Here is a 24,024-nt window from a genome sequence, read left to right as displayed (position 1 = left end):
AAAGAGGGCGAAAAAGCCCAGGTTTATTGGCTGTTCGAGGTTTTTTGGGGCACGCCATCAGCGCGGCAGGGTGCCGCGAAAGGCCGCGCTCAGGGCGCGCAGGGTTTCCTCGGAGCGGGCGTCGGTGGGCCGCGCAAGCAGGACGATTTCGCTGACCGGCAACAGCGGCAGGCCGAGGCGTTCGCCGACTTCGATCGCGCCGGCCGGCGCCACCCGATGGGCCAGCGCCGCCACTCCGAGCCCGGCGCTGACCGCGGCGCAGACGGCCATCACGCCACCGCCGATAAACACTTCGGTCCAGGGAATACCGGCCTCGTCCAGCACGCGCACCGCCACATGCCGCACGCCACAGGGCGCGGCCATGGTCGCCAGCCGCAGCGGGGTACCCGGCGCCTGCTGCCAGGCCGGCGCGGCGAACCAGCCGAAGCGCTCGACCACCAGCACCTCGCCATCCTGGCGCGCGCCTTCGTTGCGCACGATGACCGCGTCCAGTTCCTCGCGGTCGAAGGCCGCCGTCAGGTCCCGGGAGGAGGCGATGCGCACCTCGATGATCAGCAACGGATCGTAGGCGGCGATGCGGCTCAGCAGTTGCGGCAGTTCCGCGCCGGCGACGTGGTCGCTGATGCCGATGACCAGCCGTCGCGCCGGTGCCGCCTGCATGTCGCCCAGGGCCCGCTCATGGGCGCGCAGCAGGTCGCGGGCGGCCTGCATGAACTGCTCGCCGACCAGGGTCAGGCGCACATGCCGCGGCGTGCGCTCCAGCAGGCGATAGCCGAGGCGTTCCTCCAGGCGCTTGAGCTTGAGGCTGATGGCGGCCTGGGAAGTGTCCAGCGCCTGGGCGGCGCGGGTGAAGCTGCCGAAGTCGGCGATCAGCACGAAGGCGTGCACGGTGTCGATGTCCAGCGGCCTGAGGGGTTCGCTCATATCGGATACTTATCGCAGATATATTTGCCGATATCTTGTTGTAATGGCTGGCCCTGCGCAAGCTGGCAACACCTTCACGCACAGGAGCATCGCCATGTTGGCCAAACAGTATTCGCACCGCCTGCCCGCCGATTACGACATGGGCGTGATCCGCCATCGCGCCGCGGATCGCGGGCCCCTGTGGGACGAGGTCGACGGGTTGCTGTTCAAGGTCTTCGCCGGCCAGGAGCGGGGCGTGCACGGCGCGCGGCATAACCTGTACGCCTCGATCTACCTCTGGGCCGATCCGGCGGGCGCCGCGCGGTTTCTCATGGGCAGCGGTTTCGACAGCGTGATCGACTCGTTCGGCCGTCCGCACATCGAGTCCTGGCTGCCCCTGGACTGGCGCCGCGGTTCCAGCAACCAGGCGCGGACCCTCTATCGCGAACACCTGGCGATCGATCCGCTGGCGGACCGTGCCAGGCTGCTGGCCGAGCAGGTCGAACACAATCAACGGCTGGCCGATGACCCGGACACCTTCGCCGTGTTCGTCGCCCTCGACCTGCAGGCCTGGGAGCTGGTGCGCTTCACCCTTTCGGCCAGCGCGCCCGACCGCACACGCGGCGCCGAGCGCTACGAGGTGCTGTACCTGGCCCGGCCGGGGCTCGCCAGCGCTTAAGTCTGGCGGCGACAAGTTGGGAATCCCCCGGCGACACATGATACAAACGCAGCCACATTGCCCCCTGCGTCCATTCAACGTCGAGAGATTCCCCGTGCCGGCCACCCGCTTGACCCTGATCTGCCATGCCCGAACCGTCGCCCAGAAGCTGGCGTGTTTTCCGCTGGACGAGCCGCTGGAGATGGACTGGCAGGCGCAGGCGGGCTCGCGGGCCGCGGCGTTCAAGCGTGCGCCGCGCCTGCTCAGCGCTCCTGAGCAACGGGCGCGGCAGACCGCTGCCTTGTATGGCGCCAGCGTGGAAACGGTGCCGGCGCTGCGCGACTGTGACATGGGCCGCTGGCAGGGCCTGGCCCTTGACGATCTGCACCGTGGGCAGCCCGAGGCCCTGCAAACCTGGCTGGCCGACAGCCACTCGGCGCCCCACGGCGGCGAGTCGGTGGCGCAGCTGTGCGAGCGGGTCGCGGCGTGGCTGGCGGCGCTGAGCGAGCAGCCCGGGCATGTGCTGGCGGTGACCCATCCGCTGGTCATCCGCGCGGCGCTGCTGCACGTCATGCAATGCCCGCCGGCCAGTTTCAATGCCATCGATGTCGAGCCGCTGGCCCAGGTCGAACTGCGCTTCAATGGCCGCTGGAGATTGCGCCTGGATCAGCGCGATTAGCGGGCTTGGCTCGGCGTGGCCTGGGGATTTTTTCGCGAGCAAGCTCGCTCCTACCGGGTTGGCGCAAATCATGGTAGGAGCGAGCTTGCTCGCGATAGGCCGCAGAGCGGCCGCCCTGTGACGCGCCGTCGCAACCCAGCCATACTCCATCCCCCGAGCAGCACCCGAGACCCGCTCCCATGAAAACCCTCCTGATCATCGGCATCGGCGCCGGCAACCCCGACTACATCACGATGCAGGCGGTCAAGGCGCTCAATCGCACCGATGTGTTCTTCCTGATGGACAAGGGCCAGAGCAAGGACGCGCTGATCGACCTGCGCCGGGAAATCTGCGAGCGCTACATCGAGCAGCCCGGCTACCGGTTTGTCGAAGCGCAAAGCCCGGAACGGCTGCGCGGTGCCGAGGTGGATTACCGGGCCAGCGTCGCCGAGCTGAACCGCGACAAGCAGCGCACCTTCGAGCGGCTGATCGACGAGGAACTGGCGGACGGCGAGACCGGGGCCTTCCTGGCCTGGGGCGATCCGGCGCTGTACGACAGCACCATCCGCATCCTGCAGGCGATCCTGGCCAGCGGCCGCTGTGCGTTCGAGTTCGAGGTGATCCCCGGCATCACCAGCGTCCAGGCCCTGGCGGCGCAGCACAAGGTGCCGTTGAACCGCATCGGCCGCTCGGTCGAGATCACCACCGGCCGGCGGCTGGCGGCGGGGCAGGTGAGCGATGCCGACAGCCTGGTGGTGATGCTCGACGCCGAGGACTCCTATCGCCAGGTGGCGGACCAGGACCTGCAGATCTACTGGGGCGCCTACCTCGGCACGCCGGAGGAAATCCTGATCGCCGGCCGGCTCAAGGAGGTCGCCGGGCAGATCCAGCAGGTGCGCAAGGCGGCGCGGCAGGCCAATGGCTGGATCATGGACACCTATCTGTTGCGTAAGCCCGAGGATTGAGGGGAGCTTCTATAGGTGCGAGGCTTGCCCGCGATAGGGTATTCGGTCGGCGAGGTACAGGTTCGACGCTCTCTGCCCAAGACGTTCTCCACACGACTTGCAGGCCGCAATCCAGGCACGAAAACCCGAAAACATGCAGGGATCGGCGGGGTTTTCCGCGGTCATTGCACCAGTACGGGGCGGGCCCGGCGTCGTCCTGATCGGGAAGTGGTTTTTCTGTAAGTATTTGTCGCATAAACACAATTTGCCGCCCGGGCGCCGCTCTAGACTGCTGGCCACTTCGATTTCCCCCAATCGAACCTTTCTGCCAATAAGAGCCTCCGTCTACGGGAGTTATAAATGAAGAAGCTTGTGATGTTCGGTGCCCTGGCACTGTCCATGCTGTCCCTGACCGCCGTGGCTGACGATGCCAAGCCGATCCGCATCGGTATCGAAGCCGGCTACCCGCCATTCTCGATGAAAACCCCCGACGGCAAGCTCACCGGCTTCGACGTGGATATCGGCGATGCGCTGTGCGAGCAGATGAAAGTCAAATGCACCTGGGTCGAGCAGGAATTCGACGGCCTGATCCCGGCGCTGAAAGTGCGCAAGATCGACGCCATCCTGTCGTCGATGACCATCACCGACGATCGCAAGAAAAACGTCGACTTCACCATCAAGTACTACCACACCCCGGCGCGCTTCGTGATGAAGGAAGACACCGAGGTCAAGGACCCGCTGACCGAACTCAAGGGCAAGAAAGTCGGGGTGCTGCGCGCCAGTACTCATGACCGTTTCGCCACCGAAGTGCTGGTGCCGGCCGGGATCAACCTGGTGCGTTACGGCTCCCAGCAGGAAGCCAACCTGGACATGGTGTCCGGTCGCATCGACGCGCTGCTGGCCGACTCGGTCAACCTCGACGACGGCTTCCTGAAAACCGACGCCGGCAAGGGCTTCGCCTTCGTCGGTCCCGAGTACAACGATCCGAAATACTTCGGTGGCGGCGCCGGCATCGCCGTGCGCAAGGGCGATACCGCCCTGGCCGAGAAATTCAACACCGCCATCACTGAGATCCGCGCCAACGGCAAGTACAAGGCCGTGCAGGACAAGTACTTCAAGTTCGACGTCTACGGCGAGTAATTCGCTGCACTGAAAAAGGCGGCTACCGTGAAGACGGCGCCGCCTTTTTTGTTGGCGTTGTTGTGTCGGACTGGACGACGTAGCGCCTGGATGCAGGATTGCCGAGGAGCAGGGCGATCCCCTGTAGCCGCTGCCGCAGGCTGCGCCAAGGTCCGCAGGACCTTCAGCGATCTTGAGGGCGTCACGGCCGTACCGGCCGAACGCAGCCTGCGGCAGCGGCTACAGGAAGCTCGCGCCGCCTGGCAGCGGACGACGACCTTTTCACGGCCGCGCAAATGCCTCAGGCTACGGCCCCCGCCGAACTCCATTTTTCTTCCGGAGCCCTTCATGCAACGCATCGACCATTCCTTGCCCTGGAGCCACCTGGGCACCCAGCGCCAGCTCAGCGTGTTCCGTTTTGGCAGCGGCAGCCGCAAGGTCTATATCCAGGCCAGCCTGCACGCCGACGAACTGCCGGGCATGCGCACCGCCTGGGAACTGAAAAAACGCCTGAGCGAACTGGAAGCCCAGGGGCAGCTCAAGGGCGTGATCGAACTGGTGCCGGTGGCCAACCCCATCGGCCTCGACCAGCACTTGCAAAGCAGCCACCTGGGGCGTTTCGAAAGCGGCAGCGGGAAGAATTTCAACCGCGCCTTCGTCGAGCTCAGCGGTCCGGTGGGCGACCTGATCGGTGACCGCCTGGGCAGCGATGCGGCGGCCAACGTCGCCTTGATCCGCCAGACCATGGGCGAAGTCCTCGACCGCCTGCCGGCCCCGGCCTCGCAACTCCAGGCCCTGCAACGCCTGCTGTTGCGCCATGCCTGCGACGCCGACATCACCCTCGACCTGCACTGCGATTTCGAGGCGGCGATCCATCTGTACGCGTTGCCCCAGCACTGGCCGCAGTGGCAGTCCCTGGCCGCCCGGCTGAAGGCCGGGGTGGCGCTGCTTTGCGAAGACTCCGGCGGCAGCTCGTTCGACGAGTCCTGCTCCACGCCCTGGCTGCGCCTGGCCCGCGACTTCCCGCGGGCAGCGATTCCAGCGGCCAACCTCGCCACCACCCTGGAGCTGGGCAGCATGGGCGACACCCGGGTCGAACAGGCCCAGGCCAACTGCGAAGCGATCCTCGGTTTTCTCGCCGAGCAAGGGTTGATTGATGGCCACTGGCCGGCTACTCCGGACGCCTGCTGCGAGGGCATGCCGTTCGAAGGCAGCCAATATCTGTTCGCCCCGCACCATGGGGTGGTCAGCTTCCTGCGTGAGGCTGGCGAGTGGGTGGAGCGGGGCGACGCGATCTTCGAGGTGGTCGACCCGCTGAACGACATCGTCACCGTGGTGCGTGCCGCCACCAGCGGCGTGCTGTTCGCCCTGGACCGCAGCCGCTACACCGAGCCGGGTATCTGGCAGGCCAAGGTCGCCGGCCGCGAACCGATCCGCAGCGGCAAGCTGACCAACGATTGAAGCCGGCCTTGATATTCAGGTGGTTCCCTGTAGGAGCGAGCTTGCTCGCGATGGCCGCTACGCGGCCAAAACAACCAGGCAACGGGCGCTTTCCCCCGGTGTCATCAGAAGGACATCCCATGTTCAAGTTCCTGGCCCTGTTGCTGCTGTGCGTGTCTGCCTCCGTCCAGGCCCAAGGCGCACTGCACGACGACCTGCCACTGCTCTATCTGGAACAGGCCCCGGCCGACGCGCGCGATCGGCCCCTGGTGATTTTTCTCCACGGCTACGGCAGCAACGAAGAGGACCTGTTCGGCCTCAAGGACGGGTTGCCGGCGGACTACACCTACCTTTCGGTCCGGGCGCCGCAAACCGTGGAAGAGGGCAGTTACCAGTGGTTTCACAAGCAGGGCGAAGGCGCTTATGACGGCGTGACCGCCGAGCTGGCCGACGGTGCGAAGCTGATCGACGCGTTCGTCCGGCAGGCGGTCGCCAAGTACCACACCCGCACCGACCGGGTGTTCCTGGTGGGCTTCAGCCAGGGCGCGATCATGTCCTACGAGCTGGGCCTGCGCCATCCCCAGGCGGTCCGCGGGATCGCCGCGCTGAGCGGGAAGATCCTGCCGGTGCTGCGCTCGCAGCTCAAGAGCGGCGCGGGCCTGGAGCGGCTGGCGATCTTCATCGCCCATGGCACCGCGGACATGCGCCTGCCTTACAGCGACGGCTCCGAGGCCGACAGCCTGTTGCGCGGGCTGGGCCTGGCTCCGCAGTTCCATGCCTACCCGGGCATCGGCCATACCATCAGCGACAGCGAACTCCAGGACCTGAACCGCTGGTTGCTCAGCCTCAACCCTTGAGGCGGATGAACCCGTAGCGGCCGCTGTCGCTGCGGGTTCCTGAGGGCTTACTTGCCGACGATCTGGCTGACCAGCTTGTCGTGATTGGCCTTGTCGTTGATCCGCGAAATCACCTGCACCACCGCCATGCGGTTGCCGGAGCCGGCGAGCAGGGTGGAGCTCTGGGTCATGCCGCCGCCCTGGGTCGCGGTGCTGTCGATCTGGCGCAGGCCGAGGCCGCCACGGGTCATGCTTTTTTCGCTCTGCTTGCTGAAATCCGGCAGGGCCGCCGCCTGTTGCGAGAGGAAGCCCGAGACCGCGCTGTCGAGGAACTGCGCGTCGTTGTCCTTGGCCTGCACCGCATCGGGGATCAGGTTTTGTGCGGCGATGACCACGGTCTTGGTGCTGGCGTTGGTGTACATAGTGCCGGTGGCGCCGGCGGTGCCGCTGGCTTCGTCGCCGGCCGGCAGCGGGTTGGCGATGAAACCCTTGGGCAGGCTGAACTTGAACTTGCCGCCGAGCATCGAGACGGTCTCGACCTTGGCCTTCTTGTTCGTCGGCTGGGCCGCGGACACGTCCAGGGCGCTGAAACCGGCCAGCGCCGCCAGGACCAGGACCGCGGCGTGTTTACCGAACAGGGACATGCAGATTCTCCAGAGTGAACGCGTTGGGGGCGCGCATCTTCCCACGGCTGTCGCGGGGCACTCCAGCGGGATATGCGGTGGCACGGAATTTCGGATAAAAGGGCGCGGGAGCGGCCTTCGTGGCGCTTGTCGGACGCTCCTCAACCCTGGGTAGAGCGCGCGCCCGAGGTCGCCAGCACCGCCCCGGCGATGATCAGCAACGCCGGCACCAGCAGCCACACACTGGCCGGGCTTTGCCCGATCACGATCAGCAGCAGGGTGGAGATCAACGGCGCCAGGTACGACAGCGCGCCGAGCGTGGCCAGGTTGCCGTGTTTGGTGGCGTGGTCCCAGGCGAAGAAGGCCAGGCCGACCGGGCCCAGCCCCAGGCCGATGATCGCCAGCCATTGCTTGAAGTCCGGTTGCACCGGGCTTTCGAACATCAGGTGGCAGAGCGCCCCGGCCAGCGCCACCAGCCCGCAGATGCCGCCGATCAGGCTGCTGGGCACGCTGCTGAAACGGCGGTTGAGCACCGAGTAGCCGGACCACACCAGGGCGCAGCCGAACGCCGCCAGGTAACCCGCCACCGGCATCGCGCCGACCTGGCTGGCAGCGCGCTGCTGCATGATGAATGCGGTGCCGGCCAGCCCCAGCAAGGCGCCGGTCAGTTGCCGGCCGCGCAGCGGTTCGCCGCCGGCCCGGGCCGCCAGCAGGACGATCAGCAACGGCCAGAGGTAGGCGATCAGGCTGGCCTCGGCGGCCGGCGCGGCTTTCAGGGCGAAGAAATACAGCGCGTGGTAGGCAAAGATCCCGCCGAACCCCAGGGCCCACACCGGCCAGGGCTGGCGCCAGCCACGAAAACCAGCGCGCCCCCGCAAGCCGAGCAATACCAGGCTGGCGCCGCAGGCCACGTCGAAGCTCAGGGCCAGCAACTGGAAGGGGGGAATGCCGGCGGTGAGGGTGGTCAGCAGCGCCAGGCATGACCAGAGAAACACCGCGATCACGCCGATGGCGGTGGCGGCGCCGCTGCGGGAGGGGGCGAGGCGGGTTGAGTGGATGGCGGTCATAGGCACACCGAGGCAAGGGCGGTGTGGCCAGCATAGAAGCCGCCGCGACGGCGGTATTGATCAGGCCTGCCGAACTCTTGTCGCAGCCTGCGCCTGGGCGTCGCGAGCGGCCTTGCGCAGGGCCGCCGGGGTCTGGTTGCGCGCCTTCTTCAAGGCGTGGGTCAGGGCACTCTGATCGGCGTAGCCGACCCGCTGGGCGATCTCGCTGATGGGCAGCAGGGTACGGCCGAGCAGGTCGATGGCGCGGTCCAGGCGCAGGGTCGAAATGTAGGCGAAAGGCGTGCTGTGCATGTCCCGCTCGAACAGCAGGTACAGGCTGCGCTCGCTGACCCCCGCGGCCTGGGCGATGGCGCGGGCGCTCAGCGGGCTGCCCAGGTGCTGTTCGATATAGGCCAGGGCCCGCGCCAGTGCCTGGCGTTGCGGCGCGCTTGGCGTCGGGCGGGCCAGGCAGGCCAGCAGCAGGGCGCTCCAGGCGCTGGCGACCGGGCTGGAGGAACTGAGCAAGGCGCCGCTGTGGCTGGCATAGCCGAGCAGGTGGCGGATCTGCGGGTCGATGGCGAAGAAGCGGCTATCGGCCAGGGACGGCTCGCTGCCGGGGCTATCCAGGTCGAGCACCAGAAAGGTGTTACGGCGCTCGGCCAGGAAGCTATGCCGGGCGCCCGGGGCGATCACCACGCCCTGGCTGGCGTCGACCTTGCCGCCGCGGCCGTCCACCTCGATCTCCATTGCCCCCGACTGCGGCAGCACGATCTGCGGAAAATCGTGGTCGTGCAGATCGACCTGCCCGGAATACGAACGCATCGCCAGGGCGACAGTGGGTTGGGCTGGAGTGTTCATGGCGCGGCTCCGCGGATGGCTGCCCCGCATCATGCCTGAAAATGCGGGTGCTGTAGGAGTGGTTGGGCGGTGTGGGATGGTTGGGGAAAAGGGGGCTGGCTCAGCTGTTGTGGTGATTGACACACCGCTATCGCGAGCAAGCTTCGCTCCTACAGAAGCAAGGCGGCAAAAGGCCGGGGCAGGGCGCTATCAAGGCTTGGGCCGGTCCGCTGAAACGTCTAAGCTGGGCCACCGTTCCAGCCTTCCGGATGCCCGCGTGAAATTCACTCTCCCCAAAGTCGGTACCGCACCCTTCTGCCCGCCGGAAGTCGCCGGCACCATCGTTGTCGATCCCAAGGCGCCACTGTTCAAACGGATCCTGCGCTTCGCCGGCCCCGGCCTGCTGATTTCCATCGGCTACATGGACCCGGGCAACTGGGCCACCGCCATCGAGGCCGGCTCGCGTTATGGCTACAACCTGCTGTTCGTGGTGCTGCTGGCGAGCCTCGCGGGCATGGCCGTGCAGTGCCTGTGCTCGCGCCTGGGCATCGCCACCGGGCGCGACCTGGCGCAGCTTTGCCGGCAGCGCTACAGCACCCGCACGGCACGCACCCAGTGGCTGCTGGCGGAGGTGTCGATCATCGCCACCGACCTTGCCGAGGTCCTGGGCTGCGCCCTGGCGTTCCACCTGTTGCTCGGGGTTTCGCTGACCACCGGGATAGTCATCACCGCCTTCGACACCCTGTTGATTCTCGCCTTGCAGAACCGCGGTTTCCGCCGGCTGGAGGCGATCATGCTGGTGCTGGTGGGCACCATCGGCCTGTGCTTTTTCGTCGAGCTGCTGTTGATCAAACCCTACTGGCCGGACGTGGCGCGAGGCTTCACGCCATCGCTGGCGGCGATCGGCGAGGCGGCGCCGCTGTACCTGGCGATCGGCATCCTCGGCGCCACCGTGATGCCGCATAACCTGTACCTGCACACCTCCATCGTGCAGACCCGCCTGGTGGGCCAGGACGAGGCCAGCCGGCGGGATGCGATCAAGCTGGCGCGCATCGACACCATCGGCTCCCTGGCCTTGGCGCTGCTGGTCAACGCGGCGATCCTGATCCTCGCCGCCGCGGCCTTCCACGGTACCGGGCACACCGAGGTGGTGGAGCTGCAGGACGCCTATCACCTGCTCGATCCGCTGGTGGGCGGGGCGCTGGCCAGCGTGCTGTTCGGCGTGGCCTTGCTGGCCTCGGGGCAGAGCTCGACCTTCACCGGCACCATCGCCGGCCAGGTGATCATGGAGGGCTACCTCAACCTGCGCCTGCCGTGCTGGCAACGGCGCCTGATCACCCGTGGCCTGGCACTGGTGCCGGCCTTCGTCGGCGTGTGGCTGATGGGCGACGGCGCGGTCGGCCAGCTGCTGGTACTGAGCCAGGTGGTGCTCAGCCTGCAACTGCCGTTCGCCCTCTACCCGTTGATCCGCATGACCAGCGACCCGCAGTTGATGGGCGTGTTCGTCAACCGCTGGCCGACCCGCATCCTCGCCTGGAGCCTGTTCGCGATCATCAGCGGGGCCAATGCCTGGCTGATTGCGCAGTTGGTGGTGTAAGCACGCAACTGCATGTGGCGATGACTGGGACAGGCTAGATCATGAGAAGGGCCCTTGAACGGCTTTCAGCAGAGGCCTTTTGTCAGGATTGATAGTGGGTCGCTTTGACTGCGACGACTTCCAGCAAGAGAGTCAGCACCAGAAACCAGCCAACGCACTGCGATACAATCAATCTGCTTTTAAGCGGCTCAGGAAAGTTGGTGACATCTTCCTTGTCCATCAAACCGTGTCGGGTGAGATAGGGGGCGAGCAACAAGCCGCTCCCCACCACGCCCGCCAGCGCCATTTTTCCCCAGGGTCCACTCTGGAGATGGAACTTGTACCTGTTGACCAATAAGCAGTGCCTGGAGCTGCTCAGCAAGATACCCATGTGCCGACAACCCAGGTACAGGTAATACCCACCCAAGCCGAACATGCCTAGAAAGGTGGTCCCGATACAGGCACCCAGCACGATGTGTGCGGTGGTAATGATCATTCACTTCCCTGCTTCATAGATAAGCTCCCCCAAAAACGCCCCGGCCGACTCTCCACCTGTTCCAAGCCCGTAAGCAATCCCACCAGCTACCACCAGACCGCACGTCACAGCCCCGACACCCATGGTCGGAACCCCGATCGCTACGCAAATACCCCCTGCGACGCCTGTCCCCAGTAGCGGACCTGTGATGACTCCGCCAGCTATCCCACCGGTCAGGCTTCCGGCCTCGGTGAGTTTCACCTTCTCGCAGGCGTCTTTGTTGCCTGCTGTACAAACATCCTGAACCTTCATGTATGACGCCTCTCCACTGAGCGCCATACCGAGCCAGCCGCCATATTTAAGCACTCTGGAAGCCCTTGAAATGCCCTCCATGTGTGTGGCGTAACCCGGTATCTGGCCCGCTGCGCCCGCTTGGGTCCAACGGTGGACCAGGCGGCTGTTGGAAATTCCCAGGGCGCTTTTGAGCTTTGGATGCTCGGGAAAGGCAACGCTCATTTTGGTGATACCGATCAACTGGCTATCCAGGCGTGTAAACAGCTTTCGTCTCTCGCTAAAGAACTCGGCGCTACGCAGGTGCCCATCTCGTTGGAAGAACGTCTGGTGGAGCCTCTCGATATCCTGCAAGGTGCCTTTCAATTCGTTGACATGGCTACCAATCGCCGCTGTTCCCACGCCAGTAGCTGTTCCGCTGTATGCAAGGATCGAGGCCACCTGAGACCTGTACTGAAGCATGAATGTCGTCTCTTCATCCGTAAGAGATTCCAGTTCGATGCTGACCTTTTCGGCAGCCTCCATCAACAACGACTCTTCCCGGGTACACAGGTTATTGTCGGGATGGCTCAACACTACGAGGTGTCCTGGTCTTAGTCGCTCCGGTAGCTGGGAATTGAGCTGGCGAAATTTCTCCAGGACCGCCGGATCGGGTTGGCCGAAAAGAAGCGTTTCAAGGGCGGCACGGCTTATCGGCGACTGGACGATATGAAAGCCCGGCTCCACGCTTTGGTGGTCGGTGAGCATGGGGCGCAGTTCCGGGACGATTTCTGCACCCTTGAAACGCATCCCGCGGGCCTGCTCGCCGGGTACAGAGTCCGCGAATTCATTCTGTGGCCATCCCTCCTGTATCGCCTCGGCCCAGCGCTGCGAGTTCGCGACTCCCAGTGGCAGCCATTCGGGGTGGATGGGGATGGGCGGCTGGTCTTCCGAGAGAGTCGATTTCTGAGTGGCGACAAGGCGGTGGGTCCCTGTGGGACAGCCGCATTGCACCAGGCTGCCGTCGACCGCCGTGGGTTGTCGGGTATCCAGCCAGGTGTCATGTCCTTCGATGATGAAACCGACCGTCTGGCACATGGGGCACCAGACGGTATCAGTGACACGGGCGACTCTTTGGCCCTCGATGAATGATGTATCGGATCCCGATATGACCACACCTCCAGTAGTGGTGGGGTCGCCTTGTCGTGCTACGAAAGCCATGTTGCAACGTCCTGTACATGAGGTTTTCCTCGGGAACGTAGCAACGCCTTTCAGGCAAAAAAATCGGGGGAATCTGAAAGGCTGGCGGTAATTGTCTGCCTGATATTTTTCTTGCAACCCCTCTTGCTGGATCAGCCTTCGCAGCTCAATCCAACGCCTGGGCAGCGAACAGCGCGACCTGGGCATCTTCCCCGGACTTGACCCCGGACACGCCGACGGCGCCGATCACCTGGCCGTCGAACACCACGGGCACGCCACCTTCCAGCGAGGTCAGCAGCGGCGCCGAGAGAAACGCCGTGCGTCCGCCGTTGACCATCTCTTCATAACCCTTGGACTCGCGCCGGCCGAGGGCCGCGGTGCGGGCCTTTTCCACGGCGATATAGGCGCTGATCGGCGAGGCGCCGTCCAGGCGTTCGAGGGCCAGCGGGTGGCCGCCGTCGTCGACGATGGCGATGCTCACCGGCCACTGGTTGCGCTCGGCCTCGTCCCGCGCGGCGATAAGAATGCGCTGGACTTCGCGATGACCCAGGATGGCTTTGCTGTGCATGGCATGCTCCTTTCAGGGTGTATTGGGTTGAGGGGAAGCGTTCAGGGGCGGCAGGGCGGCCTCGACCAGTTCGATCCAGTGCCGCACCGGGGTGCGCCCGGCACCGTCGAGGTGAGTCTGGCAGCCGATATTGGCGGTGACTATGAGCTCGGGCCGGCCGCTTTCCAGGGCATTGAGCTTGTTGTCGCGCAGTTGTCGCGCCAGTTCGGGCTGGGTCAGCGAGTAGGTGCCCGCCGAGCCGCAGCACAGGTGGCTGTCGGGCACCTCGGTGAGTTCGAAACCCAGGCGCTTGAGCACCGCCTCCACCGCGCCGCCGAGTTTCTGCGCGTGCTGCAGGCTACACGGACAGTGGAAGGCCAGGCGCTGGTCGCTGTGGGCGTGCAACTGTTCCAACGGCTCGTCGCGCAGCACTTCCACCAGGTCCCGGGCCAGGGCGCTGACCCGCTCGGCGCGGGCGGCATAACGCGGGTCGTGAGCCAGCAGGTGGCCGTAATCCTTGATAAAGGCGCCGCAGCCACTGGCGGTCTGTACCAGGGCTTCGGCGCCGTTTTCCAGGTGCGGCCACCAGGCGTCGATATTACGCCGGGCCCGCTCCAGGCCGGCGTCCTGGGCGTCCAGGTGGTAATCCACGGCGCCACAGCAGCCGGCTTCGCTCACGGCTTGCACGGCAATGCCCAGGCGGTCGAGGACCCGCGCCGTCGCCGCGTTGGTGTTGGGCGACAGGCTCGCCTGCACGCAACCTTCCAGCAGCAAGACCCGCCGCGCGTGGGCGGTGGCCGGCCGCGCCTTGGCCGGCTGTACCTGGCGCGGCAGCTTGCCTTGCACGGCCTCGGGCAGCCACGGGCGCAAGGTGGCGCCGGTGCCGATCAGTGCCTTGAACAGCGCCGGGTTCGGCGCCAGGGCGCGCAGGCCCTGGCGCAGCAGGCGCTGGCCGAGGGGCCGGGGGACGGCGGCATCGACCACGGCGCGGCCGATGTCCAGCAGGTTGTGGTAATCCACCCCGGACGGGCAGGTGGTTTCGCAGTTGCGGCACGACAGGCAGCGGTCCAGGTGCAGCTGGGTCTTGGCCGTGGCCTCGTGGCCTTCCAGCACCTGCTTGATCAGGTAGATGCGCCCCCGCGGCCCGTCCAGTTCGTCCCCCAGCAGTTGATAGGTGGGGCAGGTGGCGTTGCAGAAACCGCAATGCACACAGGTGCGCAGGATGCTCTCGGCCTCCGCGGCGCGGGGCAGCTGGCGCGCCTGTTCGCTCAGGGTGGTTTGCATGCTGCGGGTCTCCGTTCAGAGCTCGGCGTAGAGCCGGCCGGGGTTGAAGATCCCTTGCGGGTCCAGTTGCGCCTTGAGCTGGCGGTGGTAGCGCAGCAGCACCGCCGGCAATGGCTGGAACGGGCTGTCCACCAGGCCGTGGCTGTAGCAGGTGGCGTGGCCACCGACGCGCTCCACCAGGCTGCGGATGCGCTCCGCGGGCGCCGCGGATTTCAGCCAGCGCTGGGCGCCGGCCCAATCTATTAACTGCTGGCCGGGCAGCTCCAGGACGCCGGTGTTATTGGGCAGCGACAGGCGCCACAGCGGCAGGCCTTCGTCGAAGAACGCCAGGCGTTGCTCGTTGAGGTCGGCCCAGTAATCGGCGGCCAAGGGCTCGCCACCCAGGCGATCGCGGGCCGCGGCCACCGAACCTTCGCCGCCCTCCAGGCGCAGATGCAGACGCTGGCCGTCATGGCTGGCGGCGCTGATGGGCAGCGGTTGCTGGCCCCAGTCGGCGAGCCGGGCCAGGGCCTTGGCGCTGTCCATTTCCAGGCTCAGGCTGAGGCACTGGCGGGGTTTGGGCAGGACCTTGAGCGACACCTCGGTAAGCACCCCGAGGCAACCGTAGCTGCCCACCAGCAGGCGCGAGAGGTCGTAGCCGGCGACGTTTTTCATCACCTCGCCGCCAAAGCGCAGGAGCTTGCCGGTGCCGGTGATGACCCGGCTGCCGAGGACGAAATCCCGCACCGAACCGGCCCAGGGCCGCCGCGGGCCGGACAGCCCGGCGGCGACCATGCCGCCAACGGTGGCGCCGTCGCTGAAGGCCGGCGGCTCGCAGGCCAGCATCTGCCCGGCAGCGTCCAGCGCGGCCAGCAGTTCCTGCAATGGCGTGCCGGCGCGGACCGTCACCACCAGCTCGGTCGGGTCGTAGCTGACGATGCCGCGATGGGCGCGGGTGTCGAGCACCTCGCCGGCAGTCATGCGGCCGAGAAAGGCCTTGCTGTTGCCGCCCTGGATCAGCAGCGGCGTGCCGTCGGCCAGCGCCTGCTCGACCTGTTCCAGCAGTGCGCCGCTGGCATCGTTATCCGCGTGTGCCGTCATCAGAAACGCTCCAGCTCGGGGAAGGGCAGTTGCCCGGCGTGCACGTGCATGGCGCCGAATTCGGCGCAGCGGTGCAGGGTCGGGATGTTCTTGCCGGGGTTGAGCAGGCCGCCGGGGTCGAAGGCCGCCTTGACCGCGTGGAACAGGGTCAGCTCGTCGCTGTTGAACTGGGCGCACATCTGGTTGATTTTCTCCCGGCCGACCCCGTGTTCGCCGGTGATGCTGCCGCCGACCGCGACGCACAATTCGAGGATCTTGCCGCCCAGGGCTTCGGCGCGGTCCAGTTCGCCGGGCTGGTTGGCGTCGAACAGGATCAGCGGGTGCATGTTGCCGTCGCCGGCATGGAATACGTTGGCCACCCGCAACTGGTATTCGGCGGCCAGCGCGGCGATGGCCTTGAGCACCCCCGGCAGTGCACGGCGCGGGATGGTGCCGTCCATGCAGTAGTAGTCCGGCGACAGCCGGCCCACCGCCGGGAAAGCGTTCTTGCGCCCGGCCCAGAAACGCACCCGCTCGGCTTCGTCGCGGGCCTGGCGGACCTCGGTGGCGCCGGCCCGTTCGAGCACCGCGCGGACCCGGTCGCAGTCGTCGTGGACATCGGCTTCGACACCGTCCAGTTCGCACAGCAGGATGGCCTCGGCGTCCACCGGGTAGCCGGCGTGGATGAAGTCTTCGGCGGCGCGGATCGCCAGGTTGTCCATCATCTCCAGGCCGCCGGGGATGATGCCGGCGGCGATGATATCGGCCACCGCGCGGCCGGCTTTTTCCACCGAGTCGAAGGCCGCCAGCAGCACCTTGGCCAGCTGCGGCTTGGGCAGCAGCTTGACCGTGACCTCGGTGATGATCCCGAGCAGGCCTTCGGAACCGGTGAACAGCGCCAGCAGGTCGAAACCGGGCGCATCCAGGGCGTCGCTGCCCAGGGTCAGGCGTTCGCCTTCGACGCTGAGGATCTCCACCTTGAGCAGGTTGTGCACGGTCAGGCCGTATTTCAGGCAGTGCACGCCGCCGGCGTTTTCCGCGACATTGCCGCCGATGGAACAGGCGATCTGCGAAGACGGATCGGGGGCGTAATACAGGCCGAACGGCGCGGCGGCCTGGGAGATCGCCAGGTTGCGCACCCCGGGCTGGACCCGCGCGGTGCGGGCGGCGGGGTCGATATGCAGGATCTGGTTGAAGCGCGCCATCACCAGCAGCACGCCCTGTTCCAGGGGCAGGGCGCCGCCGGACAGACCGGTGCCGGCACCCCGGGCGACCACCGGCACGCGGCGTTCATGGCAGATCCGCAGCAGTTCCTGCACCTGCTCGATATGCCGTGGCAGGGCTACGAGCATCGGTGTGGTGCGGTAGGCCGAAAGGCCGTCGCATTCGTAGGGTTTGAGGTCTTCGCTCTGGTGCAGGAGGTCCAGGTCGGGCAGGCGTTGGCGCAGTACCTGGAGCAGTGCCGTTTTATCGACTGTGGGCAGCGCGCCGTCGACGCGTTCGTCGTAGAGGATATTCATGGGTGGCTAACGACCCTGAGTTGTTTTTATGGGCGCTCGGCGGACAGGCCGCTCAGTTGCATCATTGGCCCGGCTGGCCTTACTGTCCACGGGGCCGGGGACTGGTCGAACCAGTTTGTTTCGCCAGCGATGCCGGGTTTTTTATAAAAACTGAAGTATTTCAGCGGGATGGCCTGGCGGTCCGTTTGATCGGGTTTTTTCTTCGCAGCTGGTCATACCAGTGGAGGGCGCATGGACAGAAGCGATTCGGGGCGGCACCAGGTGGCGGATGTGGTCTGTGAACGTATCGAGCGCCTGATCGTCGACGGTGTACTGAAGACCGGCCAGCTGCTGCCCTCGGAGCGGCGCCTTACGGAAAAGCTCGGGGTGTCGCGCACGGCCTTGCGCGAGGGCCTGAAACTGCTGCGGGCGCGGGGCATCATCGAAACCGAACAGGGTAAGGGCTCGTTTGTCGCCCAGTTGTCGGGGCAGGGTGCGACTTCGGCGCTGATGCATCTGTTCAGCTCCCAGCCGCGCACCCTCTACGACCTGTTCGAAGTGCGCAGCCTGCTGGAAGGCGAGTCGGCGCGGCTGGCGGCGTTGCGCGGCACCGATGCCGATTTCGTGCTGATCGGCCGCGCCTATCAGGCGCTGCTGGACGCCCACGACCAGACCCTTGATGCCTCGGCCCATGCGCGGCTGGACCACGCCTTCCACCTGGCGATCTGCGAGGCCTCGCACAACCCGGTGCTGGTGCAGACCCTGCGCTCGCTGACCGACCTGCTGCTCAACTCGGTGTTTGCTTCGGTCAACAACCTCTACCACCGCCAGGCGCAGAAACGCCAGATCGACCGCCAGCACGCGCGGCTCTACAACGCTGTCACCGGGCGCCTGCCGGAACAGGCGCGCAAGGCCGCCATCGCGCATATCCAGGGCCTCTGCGACAACCTGCGGGAGATCGAAAACGAGGAGCAGCGCCTGGTGCGGGCAACCTTGCGCCTGGAAGGCTGGAACTGAATCCGCCGTGACCAGGGGCCAATGGCGGCGACGGGCAGCCACTACACTGCTAGAGACGCGGCAACATTCGCGTCGTCGACGACCACCACAAAGGAGTCACCCCATGTCCAACCAGACTTGTGCCTGCCCGGGCTGCACCTGCAAGGTCGGCGCCCATGCCATCGTCCGTCACGGCAAGCACTACTGTTGCCAGGCCTGCGCCAGCCACCACGCCAACGGCGAACCCTGCACCTCTACCGAAGGCTGCGATTGCGCCAAGGGTGCGCACCACTGACGGGTTGAAGTTGTCGGGTGGAAAAGCAGTGGAGCCGCTCAGGGCTCCACTTTCCAGTTGCGAGCGTCCTGTTTGCGAGCGTCGATCCAGTTGCAGGTGGCCGCGTTCGGCATGGCTCGATCATCCAACGCCGTGGCGTATCACGCCCTACGCCCAAGGCCTCGGTTGGATCAGGTCGACGGTCGCCAGGTGACGTTCTCGATACCGAATTTTTCCGCCAGGGGTTTGCTGGTCTTTTTCACCCGTTCCAGGCCGAAGCGACCGATGCGGCCGACACCGGCGTCGCAGCTTGCCCAATGCCACGCCTCGGCGTTGTCCATCTTCTCCGAGCGGATGATGAAGGACTTGGGGGCGCCGTGCAGGGTGTATTCGATGACGAAAAGTTTTGCGTTGTTCATAAAGCTATCAATCCTCCCTGTGATGGTTTAGTGACCCGCGCGGGCAGGGAAAAATTCACTCGGATTGTCGAGCAAGGGTATCAGCGGTCGGGCAGCGGTCGGGCAGGCATCCGAACGGGTTATTGCCTGGCCCTGTGGCGTCCGTCCGGATGCTTCTTCGCGGTTTTCCAGGCGGATCGGCGGGGTTACCATGGGCCCCCCTGCTTGACGACGATGCCCGGCCATGGCCCTTGCCGCACCTCCCGACCTCAGCGACACCGATGTGCCGGTACAACCCCTGGCGCGCACCTATCCGCGTGGCCTGTTCATCGAGCCCCACGAACATGCCTGGGGGCAACTGCTGTATGCCATGAGCGGGGTGATGTGGGTCGAGACGCCGAACGAGGCGCTGGTGGTGCCGCCGCAACGGGCGGTGTGGCTGCCGCCGGGCGTGCCCCATGGGATCCGCGTGGTCACCGACCTGCAGATGCGCAACATCTATCTGCGCCCGAGCCTGGCGGCCACCCTCGACAGCCAGGTGCAGGTGCTGCAGGTGGACAACCTGCTGCGCGAGCTGATCGTGCGTCTGGTGGAGCATGAGGGAGCGCCGCAGCCGGAGTACTACGATGCGCTGGTGAACCTGGCCCTGCTGGAACTCAAGCGCGCCCGGCGCTCGCAGTTGAAGATCGTACTGCCGGACAGTTCCGACCGGCGCCTGATCAATCTCTGCCAGGCGGTGATGGCCGCGCCTTCCCTGGACATTCCCTTCGAGCGCCATGCCGAGGCGGCGGGCGCCAGCGTGCGCACCCTGGCGCGGCTGTTCAAGGACGGCCTGGGCATGGGCTTCGCCGAGTGGCGCCGCCAGGTGCAACTGGCCACGGCCGCCGCCGAGCTGATCCAGGGCGTGCCGGTCAGCACCATCGCCCGCGAACTGGGGTATTCCCCCGGCAGCTTCAGCGACATGTTCCGCCGCGAGCTGGGGCTGGCCCCGTCGCAATACGCGGCCGGAGAAGCCCGCGCCTGAGCGTCAATCATCCCTGTAGCCGCTGCCGAGCTCCGCGAGGCTGCGACCGGGCCACCGCGTTTATCCAGGCCCACTGCATTCTCAGGCTTTGCGCCTGCTGCGCAGTCGATCGCAGCCTCGCGCGGCTCGGCAGCGGCTACGGGGCTTTGCGCACAGGCACTCATTGTGTGGGCGCCGCAATACCCGTAGGAGCGAAGCTTGCTCGCGATGAACGGTAACGCGGTCCGCCAGACATTCCGCGCCGGGGCTATTGCGGGCAAGCCTCCGCAGCCTCGCGCGGCTTGGCAGCGGCTACGGGGCTTTGCGCACAGGCATCCATTGTGTGGGCGCTGCAATCCCGTAGGAGCGAAGCTTGCTCGCGATGAACGATAACGCGGTATGCCAGACATTCCGCGTCGGGGCCATCGCAGCCAAGCCTCGCTCTTACACGTTCATAGCCACAGATTGGCCGAAATCCTGAAGTGCTTGGCCGGTTGCGCAGGTTTTCGCTCCCTACACTCCCGGCATGCCCAATCGCCGCCGCCCAGGCGCGGCGCACTGCCCGGAGTTCGTCATGCATTACCTCATCTCTCTCGCTATTGGCCTCGGCGTCGGCCTGCTTTATGGCGCCCTGAACTTTCGCTCGCCGGCGCCGCCGGCCATCGCCCTGGTCGGGCTGCTCGGCATGCTCGCCGGCGAACAGCTGTGGCCCATGGGCCGGCAGCTGGTGAGCAACTGGTTGTCCTGAGGCTTTCGATCCTTTTATTTATTCCTGTTCATGGAGGCGCTTATGCACGCCCTGCAATTTTCCAAGACCGGCGATCTGTCGTCGCTGCACTACGTCGAGGTGCCGACCCCGGTGCCGGCCGCCGATCAGGTACTGGTGCAGATCAAGGCCGCCGGCCTCAACCCTAGCGATGTGAAGAACGTGCTCGGGCGTTTTCCCTACACCACCGTGCCGCGCATTCCCGGGCGGGATTTTGCCGGGGTGGTGGTGGACGGGCCCCGGGAGCTGGTGGGGCAGGAGGTCTGGGGCACCGGCAAGGAGCTGGGGTTCTACGCGGACGGCTCCCATGCCCAGTACGTGGCGCTGTCGGCCAAGGGCGTGGCGCACAAGCCGGCGCACCTGAGCTTTGCCCAGGCCGCCAGCCTGGGCGTGCCTTACACCACCGCCTGGGATGCCCTGGAGCGCAGCGGAGTGGGCGCCGGCACCACCTTGCTGGTGATTGGCGGCGGGGCGGTGGGCAGCGCCGCCCTGGCCCTGGCGAAGATTCGCGGAGCCCGGCTGCTGGCCGCCGCACGGCGCCCGGAGCAGGTCAAGGCGTTGCAGGCGCAAGGGTTCGAGACCGTGCAGCTGGACCAGCCGGAAAACCTCGGGGCCCAGGTCAACGCCGTGTTCGCCGGCGGCGCCGAGGTGATCTTCGACACCACCGGCTTCTGGCTGCCGGCCTCGGTCGCGGCCCTGGCGCCGTTCGGCCGCATCGCCATCATCGCCGCGCCGGTGGACGGCCATGTGCAGTTGCCGGCCCTGGGCCTGTACCGCAAGGGCGGCTCGGTGGTCGGGATCAACTCGCTGCTGTACGGCGTGCAGGCCTGCGCGGCCATGCTCGAGCAGTTCGGCCGGTTCTTCGATGAAGGGCTGTTGCCATTGCCGCAGGGGCTGTTCGAATCGCCGCTGGAGCAGGGCGTCGAGCGCTACCACGAGGTCAATCGGGGCAGCGGCGAGAAGGTGATTTTGCTGCCGTAAAGGTGGCCAGCCCACATGAATCGGCAGGCTGGCCCGGCTTTGTGTAGCCGCTGCCGAAGGCTGCGATCGCCCCGAAGGGGCGCGGCGATCTTGAGTTCGCCGAGGTCCTTCGGCGCTTATATTGAGCTCCTGCGGACCTATCGCAGCCTGCGGCAGTGGCTACAGGTTGGGGGCTGTGTCGTGCCTGGGGCCTTGCTCGCGATGACGTCAGCCCAGACAACCTGGCAACGAAGGTTGCAGCGCTTTTTCGATCACGCCTCCGGCACACCTTTCTCCCACGCCGACCAGTTCTTCAGGATGTCCTGCACCAGCGGATTACCGGTGCGATAGAGGTTTTCCAGGGCCGGGACAAAACCGCCCTGGTCGGCGTACTTGAGCAGGTTGTCGACTTCGCTGCCGCCCGGCTCGGGGCGGTCGAAGTCGGAGCCGGCGCGGACCACCGCCAGTCGCTGCACGTCCACCCGGCCTTCGCGGCTGGCGCGCAGCAGGGCTTCGTAGGTCGAGTTGTCTTCCTGCTGGGTGGTGCAGTACTCGCCCTTGTTGTCGGTCAGCAGGCGGGTCCAGACCTCGGCCCGCTCGCTCAGGCGGGTGCCGGAGAACCAGGTGTTGCCCGCCAGGGTGTCGCACTGGGTCACCACCGGCGGCTGGTTGGCCGGCGCCGCCGGGTACTTGAGGCGCCAGGCCGCCGATTCCTTGCTTTCGCTCAGGCTTACCCGACGCGACAGGGCGAAGGCCTTGGCCTGCAGTTTCGGGTTGAGTTCGAAGACCTCGGTCTTGTAGTCCAGCGGCGGTTTCTCGTTCGGGCCCTTGGTGTTGATACCCAGGTAGCCGGTTGGCCAGTCCTTGGGCGCGTCCCGCGAATCCAGTTCCCACTGGGTGCCGAATTCCACCAGGTAATGGGCCCAGGCGGTGGTGCCGATGGTGCCGTATTTGGGGCTGATGCCGGCGATCCCGGCGACCAGGAAATAGCTTTTGCGCAGGTCGAATTTCGGCGACAGCGCCAGGGCCAGGGTCGAGGCCGCGGCGTTGGTCTGGCCCATGCCGGTGACCAGCAGGCAGACGTCCTTGGTATTGCAACGTATCGCCGGGTACTCCGCCGATAGCCCCGGGACGCGCACTTCCTGTTTCAGTTCCAGGCGCTCGATCCAGTGCTGGGCCTCGGGGGCGAACATGGTGATCAGCATCACCTTGGGTTTGATCGGTGCCGCAGCCGTTTCGCTCGCCCAGGCGCCGCAGGACAGCAGAGTGCCGGCAGCCAGACCAACCGACAGGGAAAGACGGGTCATCACATTCATAAAACCTCCATGGCTCTTGACTTGCAGCTTGCCGCTCAAGGCTCGCCGCTGTTCTTAAAACTGGTAACCGATGCCGGCGTAGTAACCCCAGCCATTGGACCGGGCGCGGAAATCGCCATCGCCGAAATTCAGCTCGCTGCCGTCCTGCCAGTTGCCGCCGTTGTGGAAGTAACGGCCGACCAGGGTGAACCGCAGGTGGGTGAAGGAATACAGCAGCACGTTGGTGGACACCGTGGCGTTGGCCGTGCGGGCCGGGTTGTCCTTGTGCAGGTCCGAGCCGAAATCGAAGTTGGTGAAGCCTATATAGGTCAGCGAGGCGCCGTTGCTGAACTTGTCGATGGGCACGATGTACTTGAGCTGGGCCCGGTAGCCGTCCCACGAGTATTCATTGCTGGCGCCGTAGTTTTCCCACTGGTAGCGCCCATAGAAGTTGGCCGACAGGTTGACCCGCGAATGGGTGTCGATGTCGGTGCCCAGGCCGCTGTACAGGGTATTGGCGCGGTTGGCGCTGTTGCTGCCGTGGTCGTAGATCCAGTCGAAGGCCACGTACCACTCCTTGAACGGGCCGATGGCCAGGCTGCGTCCGGCCAGGTAGTCGATGGAGATCCGCGGCTCGTGCTCCATGAACACCGGCGAGCCGTGGTCCCACACGCCTTTGTCATGGCTGTTGCCGATGTTGAAGATCTTCGGGATGTCGATGTAGCCGTACAGCTCGAACGGCCCCTTGCGGCCGAAGTACTCGTACTCCAGGTAGATATCGTCGGCCGGCTGCGGGCCGAAACTGATGTCCTTGCTGCCGATCAGCGTCAGGTCCTGGTTGTACCAGTCCGACAGGTATGCACCTTTTTTGGGCGGATTGGCGTCCGGGCTGAGGGTTTCGCCCTGGGCCGAGTCATCAACGCTTTGTTGGACGTCGACGGTTTTTTCCTGGGCCTGGGCAGCACTACTGAGTACTCCCGTAACGGCAGTCAGTAGCAGGGAAACAGCCAGGGTGCGACAGGAGGCCGAAGGTGTAAGAGGTCGATGCATTGAAAATCCCTGTTCATGCGGTAGGAAAGCCATGGCTGGCCGGGTTGAAGCGAACCTGTACTCATTATCGGTTTAACGGGTTCGCGCAAACGTTTGCATATGCTGTACCAACTTCGATCAGGTGTTTGAAACAAATGAAGAATCGGTGCAGAAACTGACTGTCTTGTTAGGAAATATCCGGAAAATTAAATCGATACTTCTGAAATCGCTGGGTGGTAAGGAGGGTGGAGCGGAAGGCGGGGCATTTGTGAGGGAACGTATCTGATCTGACAAAAAAGCTGTTTTTTAACTAATTGATAAATAAGGAT

General features: G+C 65.6%; 25 protein-coding genes. 12 read left to right on the top strand and 13 right to left on the bottom strand.

The annotated features are described in order from the left end of the window. Window positions 1-57: 57 nt before the first annotated feature. Window positions 58-924 carry a LysR family transcriptional regulator gene (locus tag J4D28_RS05325; RefSeq protein ID WP_103330815.1) on the bottom strand — a complete coding sequence of 289 codons (867 nt, stop codon included), beginning with the start codon at window positions 922-924 and terminating at the stop codon, window positions 58-60. A 94-nt stretch (window positions 925-1,018) separates the two neighbouring features. On the opposite strand from J4D28_RS05325, the gene J4D28_RS05320 reads away from it, so the two are divergent. From J4D28_RS05320 to J4D28_RS05295, 6 genes are all read left to right on the top strand, one after another. Beyond that, entirely contained in the window at window positions 1,019-1,582 is a 564-nt protein-coding gene (locus tag J4D28_RS05320) for a DUF4865 family protein (protein WP_028682918.1), read from the top strand. Between the two features lie 94 nt (window positions 1,583-1,676). Next, window positions 1,677-2,240, top strand: coding sequence for a histidine phosphatase family protein (locus J4D28_RS05315; protein ID WP_103330814.1), 564 nt, complete (start codon window positions 1,677-1,679; stop codon window positions 2,238-2,240). Window positions 2,241-2,419: 179 nt separating this feature from the next. Further along, window positions 2,420-3,184 (top strand): precorrin-6A synthase (deacetylating), encoded by a 765-nt coding sequence (gene cobF / locus J4D28_RS05310; RefSeq protein ID WP_103330813.1) that lies wholly within the window; start codon window positions 2,420-2,422, stop codon window positions 3,182-3,184. Window positions 3,185-3,523: 339 nt separating this feature from the next. Next, window positions 3,524-4,303, top strand: coding sequence for an ABC transporter substrate-binding protein (locus J4D28_RS05305; RefSeq protein ID WP_103330812.1), 780 nt, complete (start codon window positions 3,524-3,526; stop codon window positions 4,301-4,303). Window positions 4,304-4,630: 327 nt separating this feature from the next. Beyond that, the gene (locus tag J4D28_RS05300) at window positions 4,631-5,743 is read left to right on the top strand and encodes a succinylglutamate desuccinylase/aspartoacylase family protein (protein WP_028682921.1); all 1,113 of its coding nucleotides are present in this window, start codon (window positions 4,631-4,633) and stop codon (window positions 5,741-5,743) included. Between the two features lie 119 nt (window positions 5,744-5,862). Then, window positions 5,863-6,579, top strand: coding sequence for an alpha/beta hydrolase (locus J4D28_RS05295; protein WP_028682922.1), 717 nt, complete (start codon window positions 5,863-5,865; stop codon window positions 6,577-6,579). 47 nt (window positions 6,580-6,626) lie between these two features. Here the strand turns inward: J4D28_RS05295 and J4D28_RS05290 are convergent, their stop codons facing one another. The 3 genes from J4D28_RS05290 to J4D28_RS05280 all read right to left on the bottom strand — a co-directional run bounded on the left by J4D28_RS05290 (window position 6,627) and on the right by J4D28_RS05280 (window position 9,085). Further along, window positions 6,627-7,202: a hypothetical protein gene (locus J4D28_RS05290; RefSeq protein ID WP_009048197.1), complete on the bottom strand. Its 576-nt coding sequence runs from the start codon at window positions 7,200-7,202 to the stop codon at window positions 6,627-6,629. A gap of 140 nt (window positions 7,203-7,342) precedes the next feature. Then, a complete protein-coding gene (locus J4D28_RS05285; protein WP_103330810.1) occupies window positions 7,343-8,248 on the bottom strand; it encodes a DMT family transporter in 906 nt (301 codons plus the stop codon). 60 nt (window positions 8,249-8,308) lie between these two features. Next, window positions 8,309-9,085 (bottom strand): AraC family transcriptional regulator, encoded by a 777-nt coding sequence (locus J4D28_RS05280; protein WP_041988370.1) that lies wholly within the window; start codon window positions 9,083-9,085, stop codon window positions 8,309-8,311. 256 nt (window positions 9,086-9,341) lie between these two features. Between J4D28_RS05280 and J4D28_RS05275 the strand changes: the two genes are divergently transcribed. Continuing rightward, window positions 9,342-10,661, top strand: a complete 1,320-nt coding sequence (locus J4D28_RS05275; RefSeq protein WP_009048200.1) for an Nramp family divalent metal transporter — start codon at window positions 9,342-9,344, stop codon at window positions 10,659-10,661. Between the two features lie 82 nt (window positions 10,662-10,743). Here J4D28_RS05275 and J4D28_RS05270 read toward each other — a convergent pair whose 3' ends face one another. The 6 genes from J4D28_RS05270 to glcD all read right to left on the bottom strand — a co-directional run bounded on the left by J4D28_RS05270 (window position 10,744) and on the right by glcD (window position 16,995). Then, window positions 10,744-11,136 (bottom strand): hypothetical protein, encoded by a 393-nt coding sequence (locus J4D28_RS05270; protein ID WP_016702762.1) that lies wholly within the window; start codon window positions 11,134-11,136, stop codon window positions 10,744-10,746. After that, a complete protein-coding gene (locus J4D28_RS05265) occupies window positions 11,137-12,606 on the bottom strand; it encodes a PAAR domain-containing protein (RefSeq protein WP_039967954.1) in 1,470 nt (489 codons plus the stop codon). Window positions 12,607-12,751: 145 nt separating this feature from the next. After that, window positions 12,752-13,153, bottom strand: a complete 402-nt coding sequence (locus tag J4D28_RS05260; protein ID WP_009048202.1) for a heme-binding protein — start codon at window positions 13,151-13,153, stop codon at window positions 12,752-12,754. A 12-nt stretch (window positions 13,154-13,165) separates the two neighbouring features. Further along, window positions 13,166-14,416 (bottom strand): glycolate oxidase subunit GlcF, encoded by a 1,251-nt coding sequence (gene glcF / locus J4D28_RS05255; RefSeq protein WP_103330809.1) that lies wholly within the window; start codon window positions 14,414-14,416, stop codon window positions 13,166-13,168. A gap of 15 nt (window positions 14,417-14,431) precedes the next feature. Next, window positions 14,432-15,496, bottom strand: coding sequence for a glycolate oxidase subunit GlcE (gene glcE, locus J4D28_RS05250; protein WP_103330808.1), 1,065 nt, complete (start codon window positions 15,494-15,496; stop codon window positions 14,432-14,434). Continuing rightward, window positions 15,496-16,995, bottom strand: a complete 1,500-nt coding sequence (gene glcD, locus J4D28_RS05245) for a glycolate oxidase subunit GlcD (protein ID WP_009048205.1) — start codon at window positions 16,993-16,995, stop codon at window positions 15,496-15,498. The genes glcE and glcD overlap by 1 nt, the downstream gene beginning before the upstream one ends. Window positions 16,996-17,226: 231 nt before the next feature. Between glcD and glcC the strand changes: the two genes are divergently transcribed. Both glcC and J4D28_RS05235 read left to right on the top strand, forming a co-directional pair. Next, the gene (glcC, locus tag J4D28_RS05240) at window positions 17,227-17,991 is read left to right on the top strand and encodes a transcriptional regulator GlcC (RefSeq protein WP_009048206.1); all 765 of its coding nucleotides are present in this window, start codon (window positions 17,227-17,229) and stop codon (window positions 17,989-17,991) included. Between the two features lie 103 nt (window positions 17,992-18,094). Next, window positions 18,095-18,265: a metallothionein gene (locus tag J4D28_RS05235; RefSeq protein ID WP_009048207.1), complete on the top strand. Its 171-nt coding sequence runs from the start codon at window positions 18,095-18,097 to the stop codon at window positions 18,263-18,265. 170 nt (window positions 18,266-18,435) lie between these two features. On the opposite strand, the gene J4D28_RS05230 is transcribed toward J4D28_RS05235, so the two are convergent. Next, entirely contained in the window at window positions 18,436-18,663 is a 228-nt protein-coding gene (locus J4D28_RS05230) for a DUF6555 family protein (RefSeq protein ID WP_009048208.1), read from the bottom strand. Window positions 18,664-18,886: 223 nt separating this feature from the next. Between J4D28_RS05230 and J4D28_RS05225 the strand changes: the two genes are divergently transcribed. The 3 genes from J4D28_RS05225 (at window position 18,887) to J4D28_RS05215 (ending at window position 21,392) form a co-directional block, all read left to right on the top strand. Next, window positions 18,887-19,666 carry a helix-turn-helix transcriptional regulator gene (locus tag J4D28_RS05225; RefSeq protein ID WP_009048210.1) on the top strand — a complete coding sequence of 260 codons (780 nt, stop codon included), beginning with the start codon at window positions 18,887-18,889 and terminating at the stop codon, window positions 19,664-19,666. Between the two features lie 553 nt (window positions 19,667-20,219). Further along, window positions 20,220-20,393 carry a DUF1427 family protein gene (locus tag J4D28_RS05220; protein ID WP_007930748.1) on the top strand — a complete coding sequence of 58 codons (174 nt, stop codon included), beginning with the start codon at window positions 20,220-20,222 and terminating at the stop codon, window positions 20,391-20,393. 42 nt (window positions 20,394-20,435) lie between these two features. Further along, complete coding sequence (locus J4D28_RS05215; RefSeq protein WP_009048211.1) at window positions 20,436-21,392, top strand: zinc-binding alcohol dehydrogenase family protein; 957 nt, start codon at window positions 20,436-20,438, stop codon at window positions 21,390-21,392. 251 nt (window positions 21,393-21,643) lie between these two features. Here J4D28_RS05215 and J4D28_RS05210 read toward each other — a convergent pair whose 3' ends face one another. After that, window positions 21,644-22,687: a purine nucleoside permease gene (locus J4D28_RS05210; protein ID WP_009048212.1), complete on the bottom strand. Its 1,044-nt coding sequence runs from the start codon at window positions 22,685-22,687 to the stop codon at window positions 21,644-21,646. A 54-nt stretch (window positions 22,688-22,741) separates the two neighbouring features. Further along, window positions 22,742-23,716: a nucleoside-specific channel-forming protein Tsx gene (locus J4D28_RS05205; protein WP_009048213.1), complete on the bottom strand. Its 975-nt coding sequence runs from the start codon at window positions 23,714-23,716 to the stop codon at window positions 22,742-22,744. Between the last annotated feature and the right edge of the window lie 308 nt (window positions 23,717-24,024).

Origin of the sequence: Pseudomonas sp. GW531-T4 (assembly GCF_017349615.1) — a bacterium.
In the GTDB taxonomy this organism is placed as follows: domain Bacteria; phylum Pseudomonadota; class Gammaproteobacteria; order Pseudomonadales; family Pseudomonadaceae; genus Aquipseudomonas; species Aquipseudomonas chlororaphis_I.
Note: the sequence above shows the minus strand (reverse complement) of the source record. Positions and strands in the feature narration are given on the sequence as shown.